We start from the raw sequence: 20,262 nt of genomic DNA on the forward strand, positions 1-20,262 counted from the left end.
GGGGAAATGGTCGACAACATCTTCGACGACATCCCCGACGAGGCTCCCGAGGAGATCGTCACCGCCCTGCTGTCCCGCCCCGGCGTGCGCATCGAGCGCATCGTCTCCACGGGCCAGTCCAGCGACTGGATGACCCAGGCCTGGGACGAGTGGGTGCTGCTGGTCACCGGCTCGGCGGGCCTGCTGATCGCGGACGAGCCGGAACTGATCCTCTCGGCCGGCGACTGCCTGCTGATCGCGGCCAACACCCGCCACCGGGTCGCCTGGACCGATCCGGACCAGCCGACGGTCTGGCTGGCCGTGCATCTGGGCGGGTAGCGCGACTGTATGGAATACCCTCTATGAAAGCATTTTGAGAAACGCGCGATAAAGTAGTGTTAAATTAGTCCACTCGCGGCGGGGCGGTATTTCGCGTCCGTTGTGGCCGGGCGGTGCGGGTCAGGGGGATCTGAGCGACCCTGGAGCGCCGCTTATGACCGATTTTGCCGCCGTCATCGATGTCACCACCCTGGACGGGACGACCGGAACCACCTTCGTCGGGGCCAGCGGCAACGCCGGCTTTTCAGTGGCTTTCGCCGACGTCAACGGCGACGGCATCGCCGACCTGATCGTCGGGGCGCCCAATACCGGCCAGCTCGGGTTCTCGACCGGGACGGCCTACGTCATCTTCGGCAAGAGCAGCGGCTGGGGCGTCTCGACCAGCCTGGGGACCATCGGCGGCGCCAACGGCTTCACGATCGGCGGCCAGGACTTCTTCAACTCCCTGGGCTTTTCGGTCGCCTCGGCCGGAGACGTCAACGGCGACGGGGTCACCGACTTCCTGCTCGGCGCGCCCGACGCCGGGACGCAAACGGGGGCCGGCTACCTGGTCATGGGCCATACCGGCGGCTGGGGCTCGAGCTTCAACCTGAACTCGCTGAACGGCGCCAACGGCGGCGTCCTGGGGGCCTCGGCGACCTACAGCTACAACGGCTTCTCGGTTTCGGGCGCCGGCGACCTCAACGGTGACGGTTTTGGCGACGTCATCGTGGGCGTGCCGCACAGGAACCACGCCGGCCCAGGCGCGGCCTATGTGGTGTTCGGCAAGGCCGGCGGCGTTGGCTCGCTGCTGTTCTCGACCGCCCTGAACGGGACCAACGGCTTCAACATCGCCGGGGTCAGCGCCTTCGACTATCTGGGCTGGTCCGTCTCCGGGGCCGGCGACGTCAACAACGACGGCAAGGCCGACCTGATCGTCGGGGCGCCGATCGGCGGGCCCAACCAGAACGGCGCGGCCTATGTGATCTTCGGCGGCGCGACCTTGGGCGCCTCGGGCAGCTTCGACGTCACCAGTCTGAACGGCTCGAACGGCTTTCGCGTGCTGGGGCCCAACTTCAGCCGCTCGGGCTCTTCGGTGGCGGGGATCGGGGACATCAACGGCGACCATATCGCCGACATCGCCATCTCGGGGTCCGGCGTCAGCTATGTGGTGTTCGGGTCCAGCGGCGGGTTCGCCAGCACGATCAACATCACCAGCCTGAACGGCAGCAACGGGTTTGGGATCACAGCCGGCGGCAATCGCGTGGCCTCGGCCGGGGATGTCAACGGCGACGGGATCGGCGACCTCATCGTCTCGACGCCGATCCCAAGCCCCGGCCAGCCCGGAGACAGCTATGTCATCTTCGGCCGGTCGGGAGGCTTTGGCGTCACCCTCGACGTGAGCACGCTGGACGGAACCAATGGCTTCAAGATCGCCGGCGCCGGCAATTCGATCGCCGCGGGCGACTTCAACGGCGACGGCTTCAGCGATCTGGCTGTGGGCTTCTACAACGCGGTCGACGGCGGGATAGCCAAGGGCGCGGCCTACATCATCTTCGGCCATGCCAGCTCGATCACCTCGGCCGGCACCGGAGGCGACGATGTCACCAGCGGCGGGGCGGGCGGCGACAGCCTGTCGGGCGGCGACGGCAACGACACCCTGAACGGCCTGGCCGGGATCGACGTCCTGAACGGCGGCATCGGCGATGACGTGATGAACGGCGGGACCGGGGCCGACGCCATGACCGGCGGGACGGGCGACGATACCTTCTATGTCGACGACGCCGGCGATGCGACGAACGAAAACAGCGGCGAGGGCTACGACACCATCCGCTCGACCCTGAACTGGACGCTGGCGGCCAATATCGAGGCGCTGATCCTCGACGGCTCGGGCGACACCAACGGGACCGGCAATGGCGACGCCAATAGCCTGACCGGCAACAGCGGGGCCAACACCCTGAACGGAGCCGGCGGCAATGACATCATCTATGCCGGCGATGGCTTCGACAGCCTGATCGGCGGGGCCGGCAAGGACATCCTCTACGGCCAGGCGGGCGACGACACCCTCTCGGGCGGCACGGAGGGCGACTGGCTGGACGGCGGGCTGGGGACCGACGCCATGACCGGCGGGACGGGCGACGACACCTATGTCGTCGACGACGCCAGTGACACCACCATCGAACTTTCGGGCGAGGGCAACGACGTGGTCCGCACCTTCATCAACTGGACCCTCGGCGACAATATCGAGCGCCTGATCCTGGACGGATCGGGGAGCATCACCGGCACGGGCAACGGCCTGGACAACCTCATGGTCGGCAACAGCGGCGACAACCTGCTGGAGGGTGGCGGCGGCAATGACACCCTCAAGGGCGGGCTGGGCGGCGATGCCCTGTATGGCGGCGACGGCGACGACATTCTGTATGGCGGCGACGGCAGCGACCTGGCGCAAGGCGACGCCGGCAACGATGTCCTGAACGGCGACGCCGGCAATGACGTCATCTACGCCGGCACTGGGAACGACACCCTGAACGGAGGAGACGGCAACGACTTCCTTATTGCTGATGCGGGCAACGACCAGCTCAACGGCGGGGCCGGCGTCGATGGCCTGTATGGCAGGGAGGGCAATGACGTGATGGACGGGGGCGCAGGCCCTGACACCATGAGCGGCGAGCTGGGCGACGACATCTATTATGTCGATGACCCCGGCGACACGACCATCGAGGCGGCTGGCGAGGGCAACGACATCGTCCACACCGTCATAAACTGGACCCTGGCGGCCAATACCGAGACTCTCGTCCTGGACGGTGTCGGCGACATCAACGGGACCGGCAACAGCCTGGTCAACAACCTCAACGGCAACGGCGGCGCCAACACCCTGGACGGGGCCGTGGGCGACGATGTCATCAAGGGCTTCAATGGCAACGACGTCCTGATCGGTGGAACGGGGTCCGACATCCTGGTCGGCGGGGCCGGGGCCGACACTTTTCTCGTGCGGCAGGAGTCGGTGCGGCAGAGCCACCTGGGCGGAACGCTGGAGATCGACACGGTCAACGACCTGACCACGGCCCAGGGCGACAAGATCGACCTGTCGGCCATTGACGCCGACAGCAGTACGGCCGGGGACCAGGCCTTCCATCTGGTCGCCGGCTTCACCAGCCACGCCGGTGAAATGGTGCTGGGTTTCTCGGGCGGGATCACCACGCTGTCGCTCGACGTGGATGGCGACGGGACCGCCGACTATCGGATGAAGATCACCGGCGACGTGCATCTGGATAGCGGCGGGTGGGTGCTTTGAGTCAGGCGCAACCAGTGCGGCATCGGCGATGCACGCAAAAGTCGTGACAAATTAGTCCACTCCCGGCCGATCGGCTTTTGAGGCTCGATGGGGCCGGGCGGGCCCATCCAACGGTAGCGGCGGCGTCCAAGGGGGACCAGCCATGCCGATAACCTATCCGAGCACCATCGATATCGGGACACTCGACGGGACGAACGGTTTCGAACTGAGCGGCCCGGCGGCCGACGCCCAGGTCGGATCGCTCGTCGCCTCGGCGGGGGACGTCAACGGCGACGGTTATGAGGACCTGATCGTTTCCTCGACGCCCGTGAACGGGGTCGCCAAGGTCTATGTGGTGTTCGGCAAGGCCGGCGGGTTCGCCGCCAACCTCGACATCTCGACGCTGGATGGGACCGACGGCTTCCTGATCGCCACCGGCGTCGCCTACGACGGCCTCGGTGTGGCGATCGCCGGCGCCGGCGACGTCAACGGCGATGGCGTCGATGACCTGATCATCGGGGCGACCGGGGGTGGGGCCTACCAGAAGGCCTATGTCATCTACGGCCATGCCGGCGCGTTCAGCGCCACGCTGAATCCCGCCAACCTGACCGGGGCGGACGGGTTCTCGATCACCGGCGGGTTCAATTCCGGCACGGGCTGGGCGGTGTCCTCGGCCGGTGATGTCAATCATGACGGCATCGACGACTTCATGGTCAACGCCCACAATTCAGCCCTCGGCGGGGCCAATCTGTCCGGCTCGACCTATGTGTTCTTCGGAACCCAGGCCGGGTTCGGCGCCAACCTCAATCTGGCCAGCCTGACCCCCGGGACCTACTTCCGGCTGGACGGCGGCAGTTTCCTGGAAGGGACGGGGGGCTCTCTCTCGGTGGCCGACGTCAATGGCGACGGGATCAGCGATCTGCTGATCGGCGCGGGATCGACGGGTATTGTCGGCGGCGTCAATCGCAGCGGTGGCGGCTATGTGGTGTTCGGCACGGCGGCCGGCTTCGCCCAGACCATCGCCCTGCCCAGCCTGAATGGAACCAACGGTTTCCACTTCACCGGCGCGGCGCTTCAACAGGCCGGGACCCAGATCGCCTCGGCGGGGGACGTCAACGGCGACGGCTACGACGACATCCTCATCATGCCGTCCAGCCAGGGGGCGAACCAGGGCGCGGTCCTGCTCTATGGCAAGGCGTCGGGCTTCAGCGCCGAGATCGACCTGGCGACGATCACCAGCGCCGATGGCGTCCGCATCATCGGGCCGGCCGGGACGAATGCCGCCATGAACGGCGTCGGCGTCGGCGACATCAACGGCGACGGCTTCGACGACTTCATGGTGTCGGAGATCCTCGCCGGCTACAATTACCGCAACTCAAGCGGGTCGGTGTTTGTCATCTACGGCAAGGCCAACCTCGGCGCGAGCGTCGACCTGACGACCATGGTGGACGCGGGAGACGGGTTTCGGCTTGATGGCGCCGCCGGCAATGACATCTTTGCCCAGGCGCTGGCCTCGGCCGATGTCAACGGCGACGGCGCCCGCGACCTTGTCTTCGGCACGGCGGTCGCCGACCCGGGCGGCTTCAACAGCGGCGGGGTCTGGGTCTATCTGGCCACCCCGCCGCCCGCCTCGATTCACCTGACCGGCGGCTCTGGCGACGACGTCCAGACCGGCGGCAATCTGGCCGACGTGCTCTCGGGCGGCGACGGTAACGACACCATCGACGGCGGCGCCGGCAATGACCAGCTGGATGGTGGGACGGGCAACGACATCATCGACGGCGGGACCGGCGCCGACGCCATGACCGGCGGGGCAGGCGACGATACCTTCTATGTCGACGACGGCGGCGACACGACCGCGGAGAACAGCGGCGAAGGCTATGACACCGTCCGGGCGGCGATCAGCTGGACGCTGGCGGCCAATCTGGATCAGCTGATCCTGGAGGGCTCCGGCGACATCGATGGTGCGGGCAACGGCGACGCCAACGTCATCACCGGCAACGGCGGGGCCAACAGGCTGGACGGCGGCGATGGCGCCGACACCCTGAACGGCGGAGCGGGGATCGACAGCCTGATCGGCGGCAATGGCGCCGACCTGCTCTATGGCGGCGATGGCGGGGATACCCTCGACGGCGGGGCCAATGGCGACCTGCTGGACGGCGGGATCGGGGCCGACGCCATGAGCGGCGGTTCGGGCGACGACACCTACTATGTCGACGACGCCGGGGACACGACCATCGAGACGGGCGGCGGCGGCTCGGACGTGGTGCGCGCCACGATCAGCTGGGTCCTGGCGGCCAACCTCGAGACCCTGATCCTGGACGGGTCCGGCGACACCAACGGGACCGGCAACACCTCGGCCAACCTGCTGACCGGCAACGGCGGCGCCAACACGCTGAACGGCATGGACGGCGACGACATCATCAAGGGCGGGGACGGCAACGACAGCCTGATCGGCGGCAACGGCGACGACATGCTGGTCGGCGGCAACGGGACCGACGACATGGACGGGGCGGGGGACAACGACATCCTCAACGGCGGCATCGGCGACGACACCCTCTACGGGGGCTCGGGCAATGACCAGCTGGACGGCGGGACCGACAACGACACCCTGAACGGCGGCACGGGGGCCGATCAGCTGACCGGCGGGGCGGGGACCGACATCCTGAACGGCGGCGACGGCAACGACGTGCTGGACGGCGGGACCGGGGCAGACGCCATGTCCGGCGGCCTGGGCGACGACACCTTCTATGTCGACGACACCGGAGATACGGCGGTCGACAGTGTGGGCGGTGGCACGGACATCGTCCGCACGACGGCCAGCTTCACCCTGTCGGCCAATATCGAAAACCTGATCCTGGACGGTTCCAGTAATATCGACGGGACCGGCAACGCCCTGGTCAACACCATGACCGGCAATGGCGGCAATAACAGCCTCGACGGCCAGGGCGGCGACGACATCCTCAAGGGCCTGGGCGGCAACGACATCATCATCGGCGGAACGGGGGCCGACATCCTGGTCGGTGGGGCGGGGGCCGACACCTTCGTGGTGCGCCAGGAGTCGGTGCGCCAGAGCCATCTGGGCGGAACGCTGGAGGTCGACACGATCAACGACCTGACCGCCGGCCAGGGCGACAGGCTGGACCTCTCGGCCATCGACGCCGACGCCAGCACGGCGGGCGACCAGGCCTTCCACCTGGTGGCCGGCTTCACCAGCCATGCCGGCGAGATGACCCTAAGCTTCGCGGGCGGCGTCACCACCCTGCAGCTGGACGTCGACGGCGACGGCAACACCGACTACCGCATGAAGATCACCGGCGACGTCCGGCTCGACAGCGGCGGCTGGATTCTCTAGCCGAACAGCCCCTTCACCCAGCCGACGATGGCCGCCCACACGCCGCCCAGCCAGGCCAGGAAGCCGCCGCCCCCGTTGCCCTTACCTGGGGTCTCGCCCTTGGGCACGAACCAGCTGGGCGCGGCGGGCGGTGCGCAGTTCATGCGCATGCCGGCGCCCTTGAGATAGCCACGGCGGATCTTGCCGGCCTGGATGGCGGCGGCGACCCGCTTGTCGCGGCGCTCGGCCCCGGTGAGCTTGCGGATCCAGCCGCGGAACGGCAGCAGGCTGCGGGTCTTGTCACCGATGGCGCCCACGGCGGCGTCGCCGGCCGCCTGCTTGACCTTCTGGCCCCTGGTGCGCCTGTCGGGCGGCGGCGGTTCGTCCAGGTCCGGACCCAGCGCCTCGTTCAGCCGGCCGACCTCGCCGGCGATGGCCTCGCAGCGGGTCAGGCCCTCCATGTCATAGGGCCCGGCGGTGGCGCGCGTCAGCACATCGGGGATGTCGATATGCTTAAGGTTCAGATCGTCCAGCGGCGCGGTCACCGCGTCACGCAGGTTGGGGCGCTTTTCGGCCATGCCGCGATCCTGGCCGGGATCGGCCGGCGCGTCCTGGGCCAGCGCGGGGCCGGCGGCGAGAACGGTCAGGGCGGCAATCAGGATCAGGCGGCGCATGTGGGGGTCATAGTCGATCCCGGATCATGGCGAAATTGCACGCACGCTCAGCGCGACGGCAGGCCACGCTTGGGGTGCACGCCGTCGACATAGCCCATGAAGGCCGGGTGGATCGAATAGCCGATCAGTTCCTGCGCCCGCTCGGGCAGCGCGGCGACGATCTGCGGCGGCACGGCCAGCACCATGTTCTCCAGCTGCCGCGCCCAGCCGGCGCAGTATTGAGGGGTAATGATCAGGCGCGGGGCGTCGGAGCGGTTGGCCCCGCCCCGGTGCCAGAGCGTGCCCTTGGCGATGGCCAGCGAGCCGGCGGGCATGACCAGCTTGGCCGTACCCGGATGGGCGCCGGGGTCGTCGTGCGGGCTGGGCGCGGTCTTGCTGAAGTCGTCGGGGCTGATGGCGCCGGCGATGCGGTCCTCGCCCCACAGATGGCTGCCCGGAATGATCTCGGTGGCGCCGTTGAGCTCGGTGGTGTCGTCCAGGGCCCAGAAGGCCGACAGGCCATAGGCGGCGCGCGGTCGGGGAACGCCGACGGAGTCGTCGTAATGCCAGGGCTGCACCGTCTCGCCGGGATGCAGGTTGATGGCGAGGCACGCCGAGAGCAGGCAGCTGGGGCCCAGTTCCGCCTCGGCGAAGGCCAGGGCCAGCGGATGGATGGCCAGGTCCGCGAACAGCGGCGACTTGGCGAGCAGGGCGTAGACGCGGTTGGTCGAGTAGCCCTCGAAATTGTTGCGGCCCGTCTTGCCGCCGTCGAGATACGGGGCCAGGGCGGCCTTGAGCGCCGCGATCTGCCCGGGGGTCAGGACCCGCTCGAAGATCAGGTAGCCCTCGGCGTCATACCGCGCCTTGAGCGCCGCGAACGACTGGCCGCCCAGCCAGGGCGCCAGAGCGTCGGTCGTCCGGAAATCGCCGTCCATCGCCCACCTCTCCCGCCCGGGGCCAACGGCGCCATTGTGCAACGAAACGGCGCGCCTCCAAACCCGTCTCGCGCGGCGATTTGTCCATCCCCATTTCGGGGAAACTTCACCCAAAATGGGTTGCTTGCGAGGGGTGCGCCCCCTAGCGTCCCCAGCGCCTGACGGTCGTCCAAGCCGTCAGCCTTTTGGGGGTCGGATCCGGTCGAGTCGCTGTCATGCGTGAGGAACTGCACGAGGCGCGGCGCGGCAAGATTCTCGCCGCCGCGCGCGAGGTGTTCATGGCCAAGGGCTTCAGCCGGGCCACGATGGACCTGGTGGCCAAGGAGGCGCGGGTCTCCAGCGCCACCGTCTACGCCCATTTCGAACACAAGCAGGCGTTGTTCGACGCCTTTATTACCACCACGCTAGGCCGCTACGAGAACCTGTTCGCCGGGGTCGGCCATGTGAAAGGCGATGGCCGAACGCGGCTGATGGCCTTCGCCCGGGTCTATTTCCGCTTCATGGCCGACCCGGAACTGCGCGCCGCCTACCGCATCGTCAGCGCCGAGACCAACCTGCGGCCGGACCTGGGCGCCCATCTCTATCGCGACGCCCACAACCTGCTGGGCGCGCGGCTGCGGCGACTGCTCGAGACCCTGGTGGCCGAGGGCGAACTGCGCATCGACGACATCGGCATCGCCTCGCGGTTGTTCGAGGGGATGATCGAGCATGTGACCCTGACCATCTCGATGCTGCAGGGTGACCAGGCTTCGCCGTTGCATGAATCCGAGCCCTACTGCGCCGAGGCGGTGCGGCTCTTTATGGAAGGCTACCGGCCCGGCCGCTAGGGCGGGACCAGAAAATTGAAGCCTGCGTTTTTCAGCCGTTTCGTTGCGCCGTCGGCCTCCGCGTTGAAAACCTCCCCGCAATGAGTGCGGGTGACCCATTCTGGGTCGGAGCGGGAGGTCCTCAGTCATGCCCAGTGCGGTGGTCAACGTCGGTACGCTCGACGGCGAGAACGGCTTTGCCATGATCGGCCCGGCCGAGAACAACGCCCGACTCGGCACGGACGTCGCCTCGGCCGGCGACATCAACGGCGATGGGATCGACGACTTCATCGTCTCGGCGACGGGAACGCACAATGGCTCCAATTTCGGAACGACCTACGTGGTGTTCGGCCAGCGCGGCGTCGCCCCGTCCCTGCTGCATCTCGATGCGCTGAACGGGACCAACGGCTTCATCATCGAGGGCCTGCACGCGAACGACTTCTCCGGCTTCCAGGTTTCGGGGATCGGCGACATCAATGGCGACGGCTTCGACGACATGGTCCTGGGCGCGCCCTATGCCGACGACAACGGCGGCTACTCCGGGTCGGCCTATGTGATCTTCGGCCATGCCGGTCCCTTCAGCGCCAACTTCGACCTGGCCAGCCTGAACGGCGGCAACGGCTTCCGGTTGACCGGGGCGACGGGGGACGACAACGGCGGGTTCGCGGTCTCGGCGGCCGGCGACGTCAACGGCGACGGCGTCGCCGATTTCGTCGTCGCCAGCCCGCGCAACGACACGACGGGCTACAACGCCGGCGCGGCCTATGTCGTCTTCGGCCAGAGCGGCGGCGGCTTTTCCGCCTCGGCCGGCCTGGACGCGGTCGGCGGCTCGGTCGCGGGCTTCCAGATCCATGGCGTCGGCGCCGGAAACGCGATCGGGTCTTCGCTGTCGTACGGCGATGTCAACAACGACGGCTTCAGCGACGTGATCATCGGCGCCCGGCTGACGGGCGGCCAGGCGGGTGCGGCCTACGTCGTCTTTGGCCACGGCGGGACGGCTACGGACGTCGACCTGTCCAGCCTCGACGGGACCACCGGCTTTGCGGTTACCGGGTTCAGCCCGGGGGACCAGGGCGGGATTTCGGTGGCTTCGGGCGGCGATATCAATGGCGACGGCTTCGATGACGTCATCGTCGGGGCCCGCTATTCCGGTGTCGGGGGCTACAATGCCGGCGCGGTCTATGTGGTGTTCGGCAAGGCCGGCGGATTCGGGGCCAGCATCGACATCAACGCCCTGGACGGGACCAACGGCTTCCGTCTCACCGGCGCGGCGGTGTGGGACGCTGCCGGAACCTCGGTTTCCAGCCTGGGCGACGTCAATGGCGACGGCTATGACGACCTGATCGTCGGCGCCCGCAATGGCCGCGACGCCTATGGCCAGCTCAGCGGCGCGGCCTATGTGGTCTATGGCCATGGCGGCGGGTTCAGCGCCTCGCTCAGCCTGGGCGCCTTGAGTGTGTCCAACGGCTACAAGATCAGCGGCGGCGCCTACAGCTCGTTGGGCATTTCCGTGTCCTCGGCCGGCGACGCCAATGGCGATGGCCGGCCCGACATCCTGGTCGGCGCCTATACGTTGACCCAGACCAACGGCGCGCAGGGCGGCGCCTACATCCTCTACGCGCCCTCGCCGCCGATCGCCTTCAACGGCGGCGCGGGGGCGGAGACCTCGTACGGCGCGGCGGCCTCGGACAATCTGTCGGGCGGCGGCGGGGCCGACATTCTCTACGGCTATGGCGCCAACGACACCCTGAACGGCGATGACGGCGGCGACACGCTGGACGGCGGGGCGGGCGCGGACGCCATGACCGGCGGGACGGGCGACGACACCTACTATGTCGACGACGCCGGCGACACGACGACGGAGAGCGGCGGCGAAGGCAACGATGTCGTGCGGGCCACGATCAGCTGGGTCCTTGGCGCCAATATCGAGACCCTGATCCTCGAAGGGTCGGGCGACATGGACGGGACCGGCAATGCGCTGGCCAACGTCATCACCGGCAACAGCGGCTTCAACCAGATCGACGGCGGGGACGGCGACGACCTGATCAAGGCCGGGGGCGGCATCGACATGGTGTCGGGCGGGCTGGGCGCCGACCAACTGCTGGGCCAGGACGGCAATGACAGCCTGGACGGGGGCGTGGGCGCCGACCGGCTGGACGGCGGCAATGGCGACGATGTCCTGGCCGGCGGCTCGGACAATGACATTCTGGACGGCGGCGCGGGCGTCGACAGCCTGGATGGCGGGATCGGCAACGACCAGCTGAACGGCGGGACGGAGAACGATGCGCTCACCGGCGGCGACGGCAACGACGTGCTGACGGGCGGCCTGGGGGCAGACGCCATGACCGGCGGGTTGGGCGACGACACCTACTACGTCGACGACGCCGGCGACACGACGACCGAGGCGTCCGGCCAGGGCGCCGACACGGTCCATGCCGGCCTGACCTGGACCCTGGCCGCCAATATCGAGACCCTGATCCAGGATGGCTCGGCCAATATCGACGGGACCGGCAACGGTTCGGCCAACACCCTGATGGGCAACGGCGGGGCCAACACCCTGGACGGCGGTGCGGGCGACGACGTGATCAAGGCGGGGCTGGGCAACGACATCCTGATCGGCGGGACTGGGGCGGATATCCTGGTCGGCGGCGGCGGGTTGGACATCTTCGTGGTGACCCAGGCCTCGATCCACACCAGCGGGCCGATCGAGGTCGACACGGTCAACGACCTGATCGCCGGGCAAGGCGACAAACTCGACCTCTCGGCCATCGACGCCGACAGCCTCACCGCGGGCGACCAGGCCTTCCACCTGGTGGGCGGCTTTACCCATCACGCCGGAGAACTGACGCTGACGGTCGCTGGCGGAACGACCACCCTGCAGCTCGACGTCGACGGCGACGGCCGGGCCGACTACCGCATGATGATCAGCGGCAATGTCACCGGCGACAGCGGCGGCTGGCTGCTTTAGCAACTCTGCACAGAGATTTTGACTGTTTGAATTCGCCGCGGCGCTGCCCCCTACTCCCCCGAGATCCCTGGCGAAGGTCAGGGCCCAAGCGGAGGGTCCTGAAGAGGTGCGGGCAGGGTGGCCGGTCCCGCATGGATCCTGGCCTTCGCCAGGATGGACCGGGAAGTTGGGGGGCGAGCGTGCCGCCTGATGGAGGGGCTCCCGGCCAAACCGTCAATACTCCTGTGCATCTGCTCTAACGGCGTTCCCCGAAAAAATTGAAGCCTGCGTTTTTCGGCCGTTTTGTTGAGCCCGTGAAAATCTGACGGCAGCTTCCCGAAAACCCGAATTGGGGAGGGCGGAACCATGCCGTTGCCATCCGATCTGGGGACGCTGTCCCCTGACGCCGGCTATCTCGTCACCGGTGTCGCCGCGTCCGACTATGCCGGCACGTCCGTGGCGGCGGCCGGGGATGTCAACGGCGACGGTTTCATGGACTTCGTGGTCGGGGCCAGCGGGGCCGACCCGAGCGGGACCTATTCCGGCGCGGTCTATGTGGTTTTCGGCCGGGGCGGCAGCACGCCGCCGCCCGTCTCGCTCAACGCCCTGGATGGAACCAACGGTTTCCGGCTGACGGGGCCGACGGCCTACGGCCGGGCCGGCGCCGCCGTGGCGGTCGAGGACGTCAACGACGACGGCCTGGCGGACGTGATCATCGGGGCCACCGGCATCGGGGCGGGGGCCACCTACGTCGTCTACGGCAAGGCCTCCGGCTGGGCCGCCAGCATGAGCCTGGGCAGCCTGAACGGGACCAACGGCTTTGCCATGACCGGGGCTCAGCTGGGCGACTCCTCCGGGTTCGGGGTCGAGGGCGTGGGTGATTTCAACGGCGACGGGGTGAACGACTTCCTGATCTCCGCCCCCTTCGCCGATCGCGACGGCGGCGGCGTTTTCACCGGGGCGGCCTGGCTGGTGTTCGGCAGCGCCGGCGCCCGGCCGGCCTCGTTCAGCCTGGCCGACCTGGATGGGACCAACGGCTTCGAGATCCACGGGGCGGGGTCCTCCGCCTTGCTCGGCATCTCGGCAGCCTCGGCCGGCGACTTCAACGGTGACGGCCTGGCCGACATCGTCATCGGCGCCAGCTCCGCCGACGTCGGCTTCACCAACTCCGGCGCGGCCTATCTGATTTTTGGCAAGGCCTCCGGCTGGAGCGGCAGTTTCGACGTGACCACGCTCAATGGGTCCAACGGCGTGACGATCAGCGGCTCCGGTTCCGCCAATGCCGGGGCCAGCGTCACCTCGGCCGGCGATTTCGACGGCGATGGTTTCGACGACATCGTCGTCACCACCGAGGGGACGGCGGGCTTCATGCTGGTCCATGGCCAGGCCAGCGGCCTGCCGGCCAACATCGTGCTCAACCCCTATGACCACAGCGTCAACCAGTACCTGACCCAGCTGGCCCACCCGCCGGGCCTCAATGCCCGGGTCGCTGGCGGCGGCGACATCAACGGCGACGGCTTCGACGACGTGCTGATCAGCGACGCCGGCTACAATTACAGCGCCGGGCGGGTCTATGTGATCTACGGAACGCCGGGGCAGAGGGCCGGATTCGTCGGCGCCTCGGCGGTGATCGACGGCCTGGCGGGCGACCAGCTGGGCTTCAACCTGACGCTGGCCGACCTGGACGGCAACGGCGCCGCCGAACTGGTGCTGAGCGCCAGCCGGCACGGCGCGGACGACGCCGGCGCGGTCTATGTGCTGTGGGACACCGCCCCAGCCTCGCCGATCATCCTCAGCGGCACGGGGGCGGGCGAGACCCTGAACGGGGATGCCGGCAACGACCAGTTGTCGGGCCTGGGCGGCGACGACACCCTCAACGGCCTGGCCGGCGCCGACCAGCTGAACGGCGGCGATGGGGCCGACTTCATCTATGGCGGCGACGACGCCGACAGTCTGGACGGCGGCAACAACGGCGACTGGCTGGACGGTGGCGCGGGGGCTGACGCCATGACCGGGGGCGGCGGCGACGACACCTACCTGGTCGACGACGCCGGCGACACCACGGTGGAAGCCGGCGGCCAGGGCAGCGACGTCGTCCATACGACGGTGAACTGGACGCTGGGCGCCAACCTGGAAAATCTGATCCTCGACGGCTCGGGCGATATCGACGGAACCGGCAACAGCCTGGCCAACGTCATCACCGGCAACGGCGGCCTCAACCAGATCGACGGCGGCGATGGCGACGACCTGATCAAGGCCGGGGGCGGGATCGACATGGTGTTGGGCGGGCTCGGCGCCGACCAGCTCCTGGGCCAGGATGGCAATGACAGCCTGGACGGCGGCGGGGACAACGACCGGCTGGACGGGGGCGACGGGGACGATGTCCTGGCCGGCGGCTCGGGCAATGACATCCTGGATGGCGGCATCGGCGCCGACACCATGGATGGCGGCGTCGGCAACGACCAGCTGAACGGCGGAGCGGACAACGATGCCCTCACCGGTAACGACGGCAATGACGTGCTGACCGGCGGCCTGGGCGCCGACGCGATGACCGGGGGGCTGGGCGACGATACCTATTATGTCGACGATGCCGGCGACACGACGGTCGAGGTCTCGGGCCAGGGAACGGACCTGGTCCGCGCCACCGTCAACTTCACCCTGGCGGCCAATGTCGAGAACCTGATCCAGGACGGCTCGGGCAATATCGACGCCACCGGCAACGGCCTGGCCAACGCCCTCACCGGCAACGGCGGCGCCAACAGCCTCGACGGCGGGGCCGGCGATGACGTCATCAAGGCGGGCCTGGGCAATGACACGCTGATCGGCGGGACCGGCAATGACATCCTGGTCGGCGGCGGCGGGCTCGACACCTTCGTGGTCACCCAGGCCTCGATCCGCACCAGCGGGCCGATCGAGGTCGACACCGTCAACGACCTGATCGCCGGCCAGGGCGACCGGCTGGACCTCTCGGCCATTGACGCCGACAGCGTCACCGCGGGCGACCAGGCCTTCCACCTGGTGGGCGGCTTCACCCACCACGCAGCGGAAATGACCCTGAGCTTCGCGGCCGGGGTCACCACCCTGCAACTCGATGTCGACGGCGACGGCCGGGCCGACTACCGGATGACGATCAGCGGCAACGTCACCGGCGACAGCGGAGGCTGGCCGCTCTAGCCGGCGGCGGCGCCTACAGCAGGAAGTCGGCGCTGTTCATCGCCAGATTGCCGAGGATCAGAACCTCGAAATCGGCAGCGCCATCGCCGTCAGTGTCGCCGTAGACATGCACGCCCAGCCCGTCGAGACTCCAGCGAAGCTCGCCGGCGGTGTGGCTGAATGCGGCCGATCCTATGAAGGCGAAGTCCTGATTGCCCGCCGTCACGGTGTCGGCGTCGATCTGGTGCAGGTCGATGACGTCGCTGGCGTCCCAGTCGATGATGGTATCCCGGGCCGCGGCGCCGACGCCTGAATCGCTGGCCAGGGCGAACACGAATGTATCGCCGGTCAGGCCGCCTTCGAGCATGTCGCGGCCGGCTCCGCCTTCCAGGATGTCCTTGCCGTCGCCGCCATGCAGGCTGTCGTCGCCCGCTTCGCCATAGAGCTTGTCCAGCCCCATGCCGCCCCAGATCTGGTCGTTGCCGCCGCCGCCACGGAGGGTGTCGTTGCCGGCGTCGCCATCCAGGGTGTCGTTGTAGGCGCCGGTGACGATGACGTTGTTCAGACCGTTGCCTACCGCGGCGAAGCTGGAATTGGCGGCTCCCTGGGTGAGGTTCTCCACCTGATCGCCCAGGGTGTAGTGGTCGCCCAGCGCCAAGACGGTGTCGATGCCGCCGCCGGCCAGTTCGGCGATGGTGTCGCCATCGCTGTCCACAACGTAGATGTCGTTGCCGATTCCACCGCTCATCTGGTCGTCGCCGGCGCCGCCGTCCAGGGTGTCGGCGCCCTCGCCGCCGATCAGGACGTCGTTATCCTCGTAGCCGTACAGGCCATCGTTGCCGGTGAGGCCGCTGAGGGTGTCGACGCCCGCGCCGCCGAAAAGAGTGTTGCCCAGGCTGTTGCCCGTGCCCGCGAAATCTCCGTCGCCCTCGAACGTCAGGATCTCGACCGCGTCGGTCAGGGTGTAGGCGGCGAGCGTGGTTCGCACCGTATCCGTGCCGCCGGCGGTCAATTCGACGACCTGGTCGCCGGCGTCGTTGACGACATAGATGTCGTTGCCGACGCCGCCTTCCATCTGGTCGGCCGCGGCGCCGCCATCGAGCAGGTCGGCGCCCGCGCCGCCGATCAGGTGGTCCTGCCCCGCGCCGCCGTTGAGAATGTCGTTGGCGTCGCCGCCGTCGAGCGTATCGCCGCCGTCGCCGCCGTTCAGCACGTCGGCCCCGGCCAGGCCTGACAGGCCGTCCGCCTGATCGCCGCCGGTCATGATGTTGGCCGAGCTGTTGCCGGTGAAGGTCCCGCCGCCGGACCCGCCCTGGTAGGTCAGGTTCTCCACCTGGCTGGTCAGGGTGTAGGCCGAGAGCCCGGTGATGACGGTGTCCACGCCCGGACCGCTGTCGCTGACCACATCGCCGACGTTGTCGACATAGTAGGTGTCGTTGCCCAGGCCGCCCTTCAGAACGTCGGCGCCGGCCCCGCCGTCGAGGATGTTGTCCTGCTCATTGCCGGTGATGGTGTTGTTGAGCGCATTGCCCACCACCTTGAGCGCCGAGCCCAGCAGCACGAAGTTCTCCACCCAGGCCGCGGCCGTCAGGATGTCGATCGTGGTCTTGATCGTGTCCGTGCCGCCGCCGGAGGCTTCGATGACCGTGTCGTAGGCGTTATCGACCAGATAGGTGTCGTCGCCCAGGCCCCCGGCCATCTGGTCGAAGCCGGCCCCGCCATCCAGGATGTTGTTTCCGGCGTTGCCTTCGAGACTGTTGTTCAGAGCGTTGCCAGTCAGGTTGATGGCCACGGTTCCGACGGCGCGCAGGGTCTCGATCTCCACCCCGCCCGCCAGCACATAGCTCACCGAGGTGTCGATCCGATCCGCGCCCTGGCCGGCCAGTTCGACGACCACGTCGTTGGTGCGAGTGACGATATAGACATCGTCGCCCAGGCCCCCCTTCAGGGTGTCGCCGCCGCCGCCGCCATCCAGCCGGTCATCGCCATTGCCGCCGATGATGGTGTTGGCGGCCGAGGAGCCGGTCCCCTGGAAGTTGCCGATCCCCTCGAAGACCAGGGTCTCGATCCCGGTGGCCAGCTTGTAGACGTTCAGCGTGGTGCGCACGGTGTCGGCGCCGCCGGTGTCCTGGACGACGTCCCCGGCGTTATCGACATAGTAGAGGTCGTCGCCCAGGCCGCCCTGCAGGATGTCGGCGCCCAACCCGCCGTCGAGAATGTTGGCGGCCCCGTTGCCGACGATGGTGTTGGCTCCGGCGTTGCCCGTGCCCCGCAGGGCGCCGTCCAGCAGAATGAGCTTTTCCAGGTTGTCGGCGAGGGTGAAGTCGACGCTGGCGGAGACAGTGTCCGTCCCCTCGTTGGTCAGTTCCAGGATGACGGCATGGACGTCGTCCACCCTGTAGGCGTCATTGCCCAGGCCGCCGGCCAGCAGGTCGCGGCCGTGACCGCCGGCCAGGCTGTCGTTGCCCGCGCCGCCGACCAGGTGGTCGGCGCCGGCGTCGCCGGTCAGGGTGTCGTTGCCGTTCTGGCCCTGCAGGTCGGCCGCCGCGGCGTTGACGTTCGCCGTCACGACATCGACCCCGGCCGTAGTCGCCACGGTCTGCACAGTGACATGGGCGGTCGCGGGACCGTCGGGTCCGATGACGGTGTAGTCGAATGAGGCCGTTGGCCCCATCGCCAGGATCACCAGCCGGCCGGCCACCAGCGACACCTGGGCGTCGACGGCGTTGCTGACGCCCTGGACGGTCGCGCCCTGCTGGACGTCGTCGTTGGCCAGCAGCACGTCGGCCGAAAGCGAGCTGGCCTGGCCACGGGTCACCTGCAGCATGTCCGCTGTCAGAGTGATCGGATGGACGATCAGCTCCTGCAGGGTGAAGGTCCCGTCGGAGAACCGGAAGGCTTCGATATGGGTGAGAGTATCGCTGCCGTCGGGCGCGCCACTGCGGGTGTCGGTGATGGTGACGACCCCGCCGGCCTCGCTGATCGCATAGTCCGACCGGGCCCCGGAGAAGACCGCCGTATCGGTCCCGCCCCCGCCATCGATGGCGTCGGCGCCGGCCAGCCCGGTGAACTGGTTGTCGGCTCCGTCGCCGGTCAGAGTGTCGGCGAAGGCGGAGCCGACCAGGTTTTCGATGCCGGTCAGGGTGTCGCTACCCTCGGCGCCGGTGGCCTGGGCGGCGCCCTGCAGCGCCAGGCTGACGCTGACCCCGGCAGTGGCGGTGCGATAGGCGGCGGTGTCGGAGCCCTCGCCGCCGTCGATGGCGTCGTTGCCGGCGCCGCCTTCCAGTTCGTCATCGCCCTGGCCGCCATGCAGCGCGTCATCGCCCACCAGGCCGCGCAGGCGGTTGGCGCCGCCGTCGCCGGTCAAGCTATCGCCGAAGTCCGAACCGTCCAGACCCTCGATGCTGACCAGCTTTTCGTAGCTCTCGCCGATAATCTGATAGTCGCCCTGCAGCATGAGGCTCACATGCACGCCGGCCTCGGCTCCGAAATACTCGGCCACATCGAAGCCAGCGCCGCCGTCAATCGAGTCACCGTCGCTCCCGCCCCATAGCGTGTCGTTCCCGCCGCCGCCGCTCAGGGTGTCGTAGCCGGACTGGCCGTAGAGGACGTTGTCGCCGCCATCGCCAATGAGCGTGTCGTCGTCACTGGTGCCGCTCAGGTTCTCCATGCCGATCAAGGTCAGCATGGCGCCATCGACATATTGCGCGGCGCCTTGCAGGTTGAGATCGACGGTCACGCCGTCGAAATGCTGGAAGAAGGCGGCGGTGTCCGAACCCGCGCCCCCGTCGACGACACCGGCAAAGGCATAGATCAGGTCGTTGCCATCGCCGCCGTTCAGCGTGTCCAGCCCGTATCCGCCGCGCAGGGTGTTGGCGCCGGCGTCCCCGGTCAGCGTGTCGCCATAGTCCGAACCGGTCAGATTCTCGATCCCGGTGAGGACATCGGAGCCTTCGGCCCCGGTATCCTGGGCCACGCCTTGCAGCAGCAGGCTGACGGTGACCCCGGCGGTGGCGTTCGCATAGGAGGCCGTGTCGCTTCCGGCCCCGCCCGAGAGGGTGTCATTGCCCAATCCGCCCTTCAGTGTGTCGTTCCCATCACCCCCGTTGAGAGTGTCGGTCCCGGCCAGGCCGATCAGCAGGTTGGCGCCGCCGTCACCCGTCAGGGTGTCGTTGAAGCCCGAGCCTTCCAGGTTCTCGATGGCGATCAGGGTCTCGAGCCCGCCGCCCAGGGTGTTCTGCTGCCCGCCAAGGGTCAGGTTGACGATCACCGCCGCCGTGGCGTCGCTGTAGGTGGCGATGTCGATCCCGCCGCCGCCGTTGAGGGTGTCGTTGCCCACGCCGCCGACCAGGCGGTCATTGCCGCCCGCGCCGTTCAGCACATCGTTGCCGACCCCGCCGACCATCAGATTGTCGCCGCTCGTGCCGGTGAGCGTGTCGTTGAAGCCGGACCCGACGATGTTCTCGATATTGAAGAGGGTGTCCGTGCCGCTGCCGCCCGTGACCTGGGCCGTGGTCAGGGCCAGGTTGACGGTGATTCCGCCCGTGGCGTCGAAATAGGTGACGGTATCGATGCCCGTGCCGCCCTCCATGAGGTCGTTGCCGGCGCCGCCGTTCAGCGTGTCGTCATCCAGGTCGCCCACCAGAAAATCGTTGCCGGCGTCGCCGTTGAGGACGTCCTTGCCGGCATGGCCGTACAAATAGTCGGTATCGTCGCCGCCATTGAGGATGTCATCGCCGACATAGCCGGTCAGCACATCGACGCCGCCGAGGCCGTTGATGATATCGTCCTGGTTGGTGCCATCCAGACCGTCGTCGCCCGACGTGCCATTGATCGTGGCCATCACTCTACTCCTGTCGTACT

The 20,262-nt window shown here is 68.2% G+C and carries 9 protein-coding genes; 6 read left to right on the forward strand and 3 right to left on the reverse strand.

Features of this window, described 5'->3' with window-relative positions:
- The first annotated feature begins 6 nt into the window (after positions 1-6).
- The 3 genes from QO010_RS05740 to QO010_RS05750 all read left to right on the forward strand — a co-directional run bounded on the left by QO010_RS05740 (position 7) and on the right by QO010_RS05750 (position 6,926).
- The gene (locus QO010_RS05740; protein WP_307347213.1) at positions 7-318 is read left to right on the forward strand and encodes a cupin domain-containing protein; all 312 of its coding nucleotides are present in this window, start codon (positions 7-9) and stop codon (positions 316-318) included.
- Positions 319-472: 154 nt separating this feature from the next.
- On the forward strand, positions 473-3,592 hold the full coding sequence (locus tag QO010_RS05745) for a hypothetical protein (protein ID WP_307347216.1): 3,120 nt from the start codon (positions 473-475) through the stop codon (positions 3,590-3,592).
- A gap of 142 nt (positions 3,593-3,734) precedes the next feature.
- On the forward strand, positions 3,735-6,926 hold the full coding sequence (locus QO010_RS05750; RefSeq protein WP_307347218.1) for a beta strand repeat-containing protein: 3,192 nt from the start codon (positions 3,735-3,737) through the stop codon (positions 6,924-6,926).
- Here QO010_RS05750 and QO010_RS05755 read toward each other — a convergent pair.
- Both QO010_RS05755 and QO010_RS05760 read right to left on the reverse strand, forming a co-directional pair.
- Positions 6,923-7,579, reverse strand: a complete 657-nt coding sequence (locus tag QO010_RS05755) for a hypothetical protein (protein WP_307347221.1) — start codon at positions 7,577-7,579, stop codon at positions 6,923-6,925. The two genes, QO010_RS05750 and QO010_RS05755, sit on opposite strands and share 4 nt — an antisense overlap.
- Before the next feature lie 47 nt (positions 7,580-7,626).
- Positions 7,627-8,493 carry a phytanoyl-CoA dioxygenase family protein gene (locus QO010_RS05760; RefSeq protein ID WP_307347224.1) on the reverse strand — a complete coding sequence of 289 codons (867 nt, stop codon included), beginning with the start codon at positions 8,491-8,493 and terminating at the stop codon, positions 7,627-7,629.
- A 215-nt stretch (positions 8,494-8,708) separates the two neighbouring features.
- Here QO010_RS05760 and QO010_RS05765 point away from each other — a divergent pair, with 215 nt between their 5' ends.
- The 3 genes from QO010_RS05765 to QO010_RS05775 all read left to right on the forward strand — a co-directional run bounded on the left by QO010_RS05765 (position 8,709) and on the right by QO010_RS05775 (position 15,420).
- Positions 8,709-9,320 carry a TetR/AcrR family transcriptional regulator gene (locus tag QO010_RS05765; protein WP_307347227.1) on the forward strand — a complete coding sequence of 204 codons (612 nt, stop codon included), beginning with the start codon at positions 8,709-8,711 and terminating at the stop codon, positions 9,318-9,320.
- Positions 9,321-9,447: 127 nt separating this feature from the next.
- A complete protein-coding gene (locus QO010_RS05770) occupies positions 9,448-12,267 on the forward strand; it encodes an FG-GAP-like repeat-containing protein (RefSeq protein WP_307347230.1) in 2,820 nt (939 codons plus the stop codon).
- 345 nt (positions 12,268-12,612) lie between these two features.
- Positions 12,613-15,420 (forward strand): FG-GAP-like repeat-containing protein, encoded by a 2,808-nt coding sequence (locus tag QO010_RS05775; RefSeq protein ID WP_307347233.1) that lies wholly within the window; start codon positions 12,613-12,615, stop codon positions 15,418-15,420.
- A 13-nt stretch (positions 15,421-15,433) separates the two neighbouring features.
- On the opposite strand, the gene QO010_RS05780 is transcribed toward QO010_RS05775, so the two are convergent.
- On the reverse strand, positions 15,434-20,242 hold the full coding sequence (locus QO010_RS05780) for a beta strand repeat-containing protein (RefSeq protein ID WP_307347235.1): 4,809 nt from the start codon (positions 20,240-20,242) through the stop codon (positions 15,434-15,436).
- Positions 20,243-20,262 lie beyond the last annotated feature (20 nt).

Source organism: Caulobacter ginsengisoli (assembly GCF_030814835.1).
Lineage (GTDB): Bacteria > Pseudomonadota > Alphaproteobacteria > Caulobacterales > Caulobacteraceae > Caulobacter > Caulobacter ginsengisoli.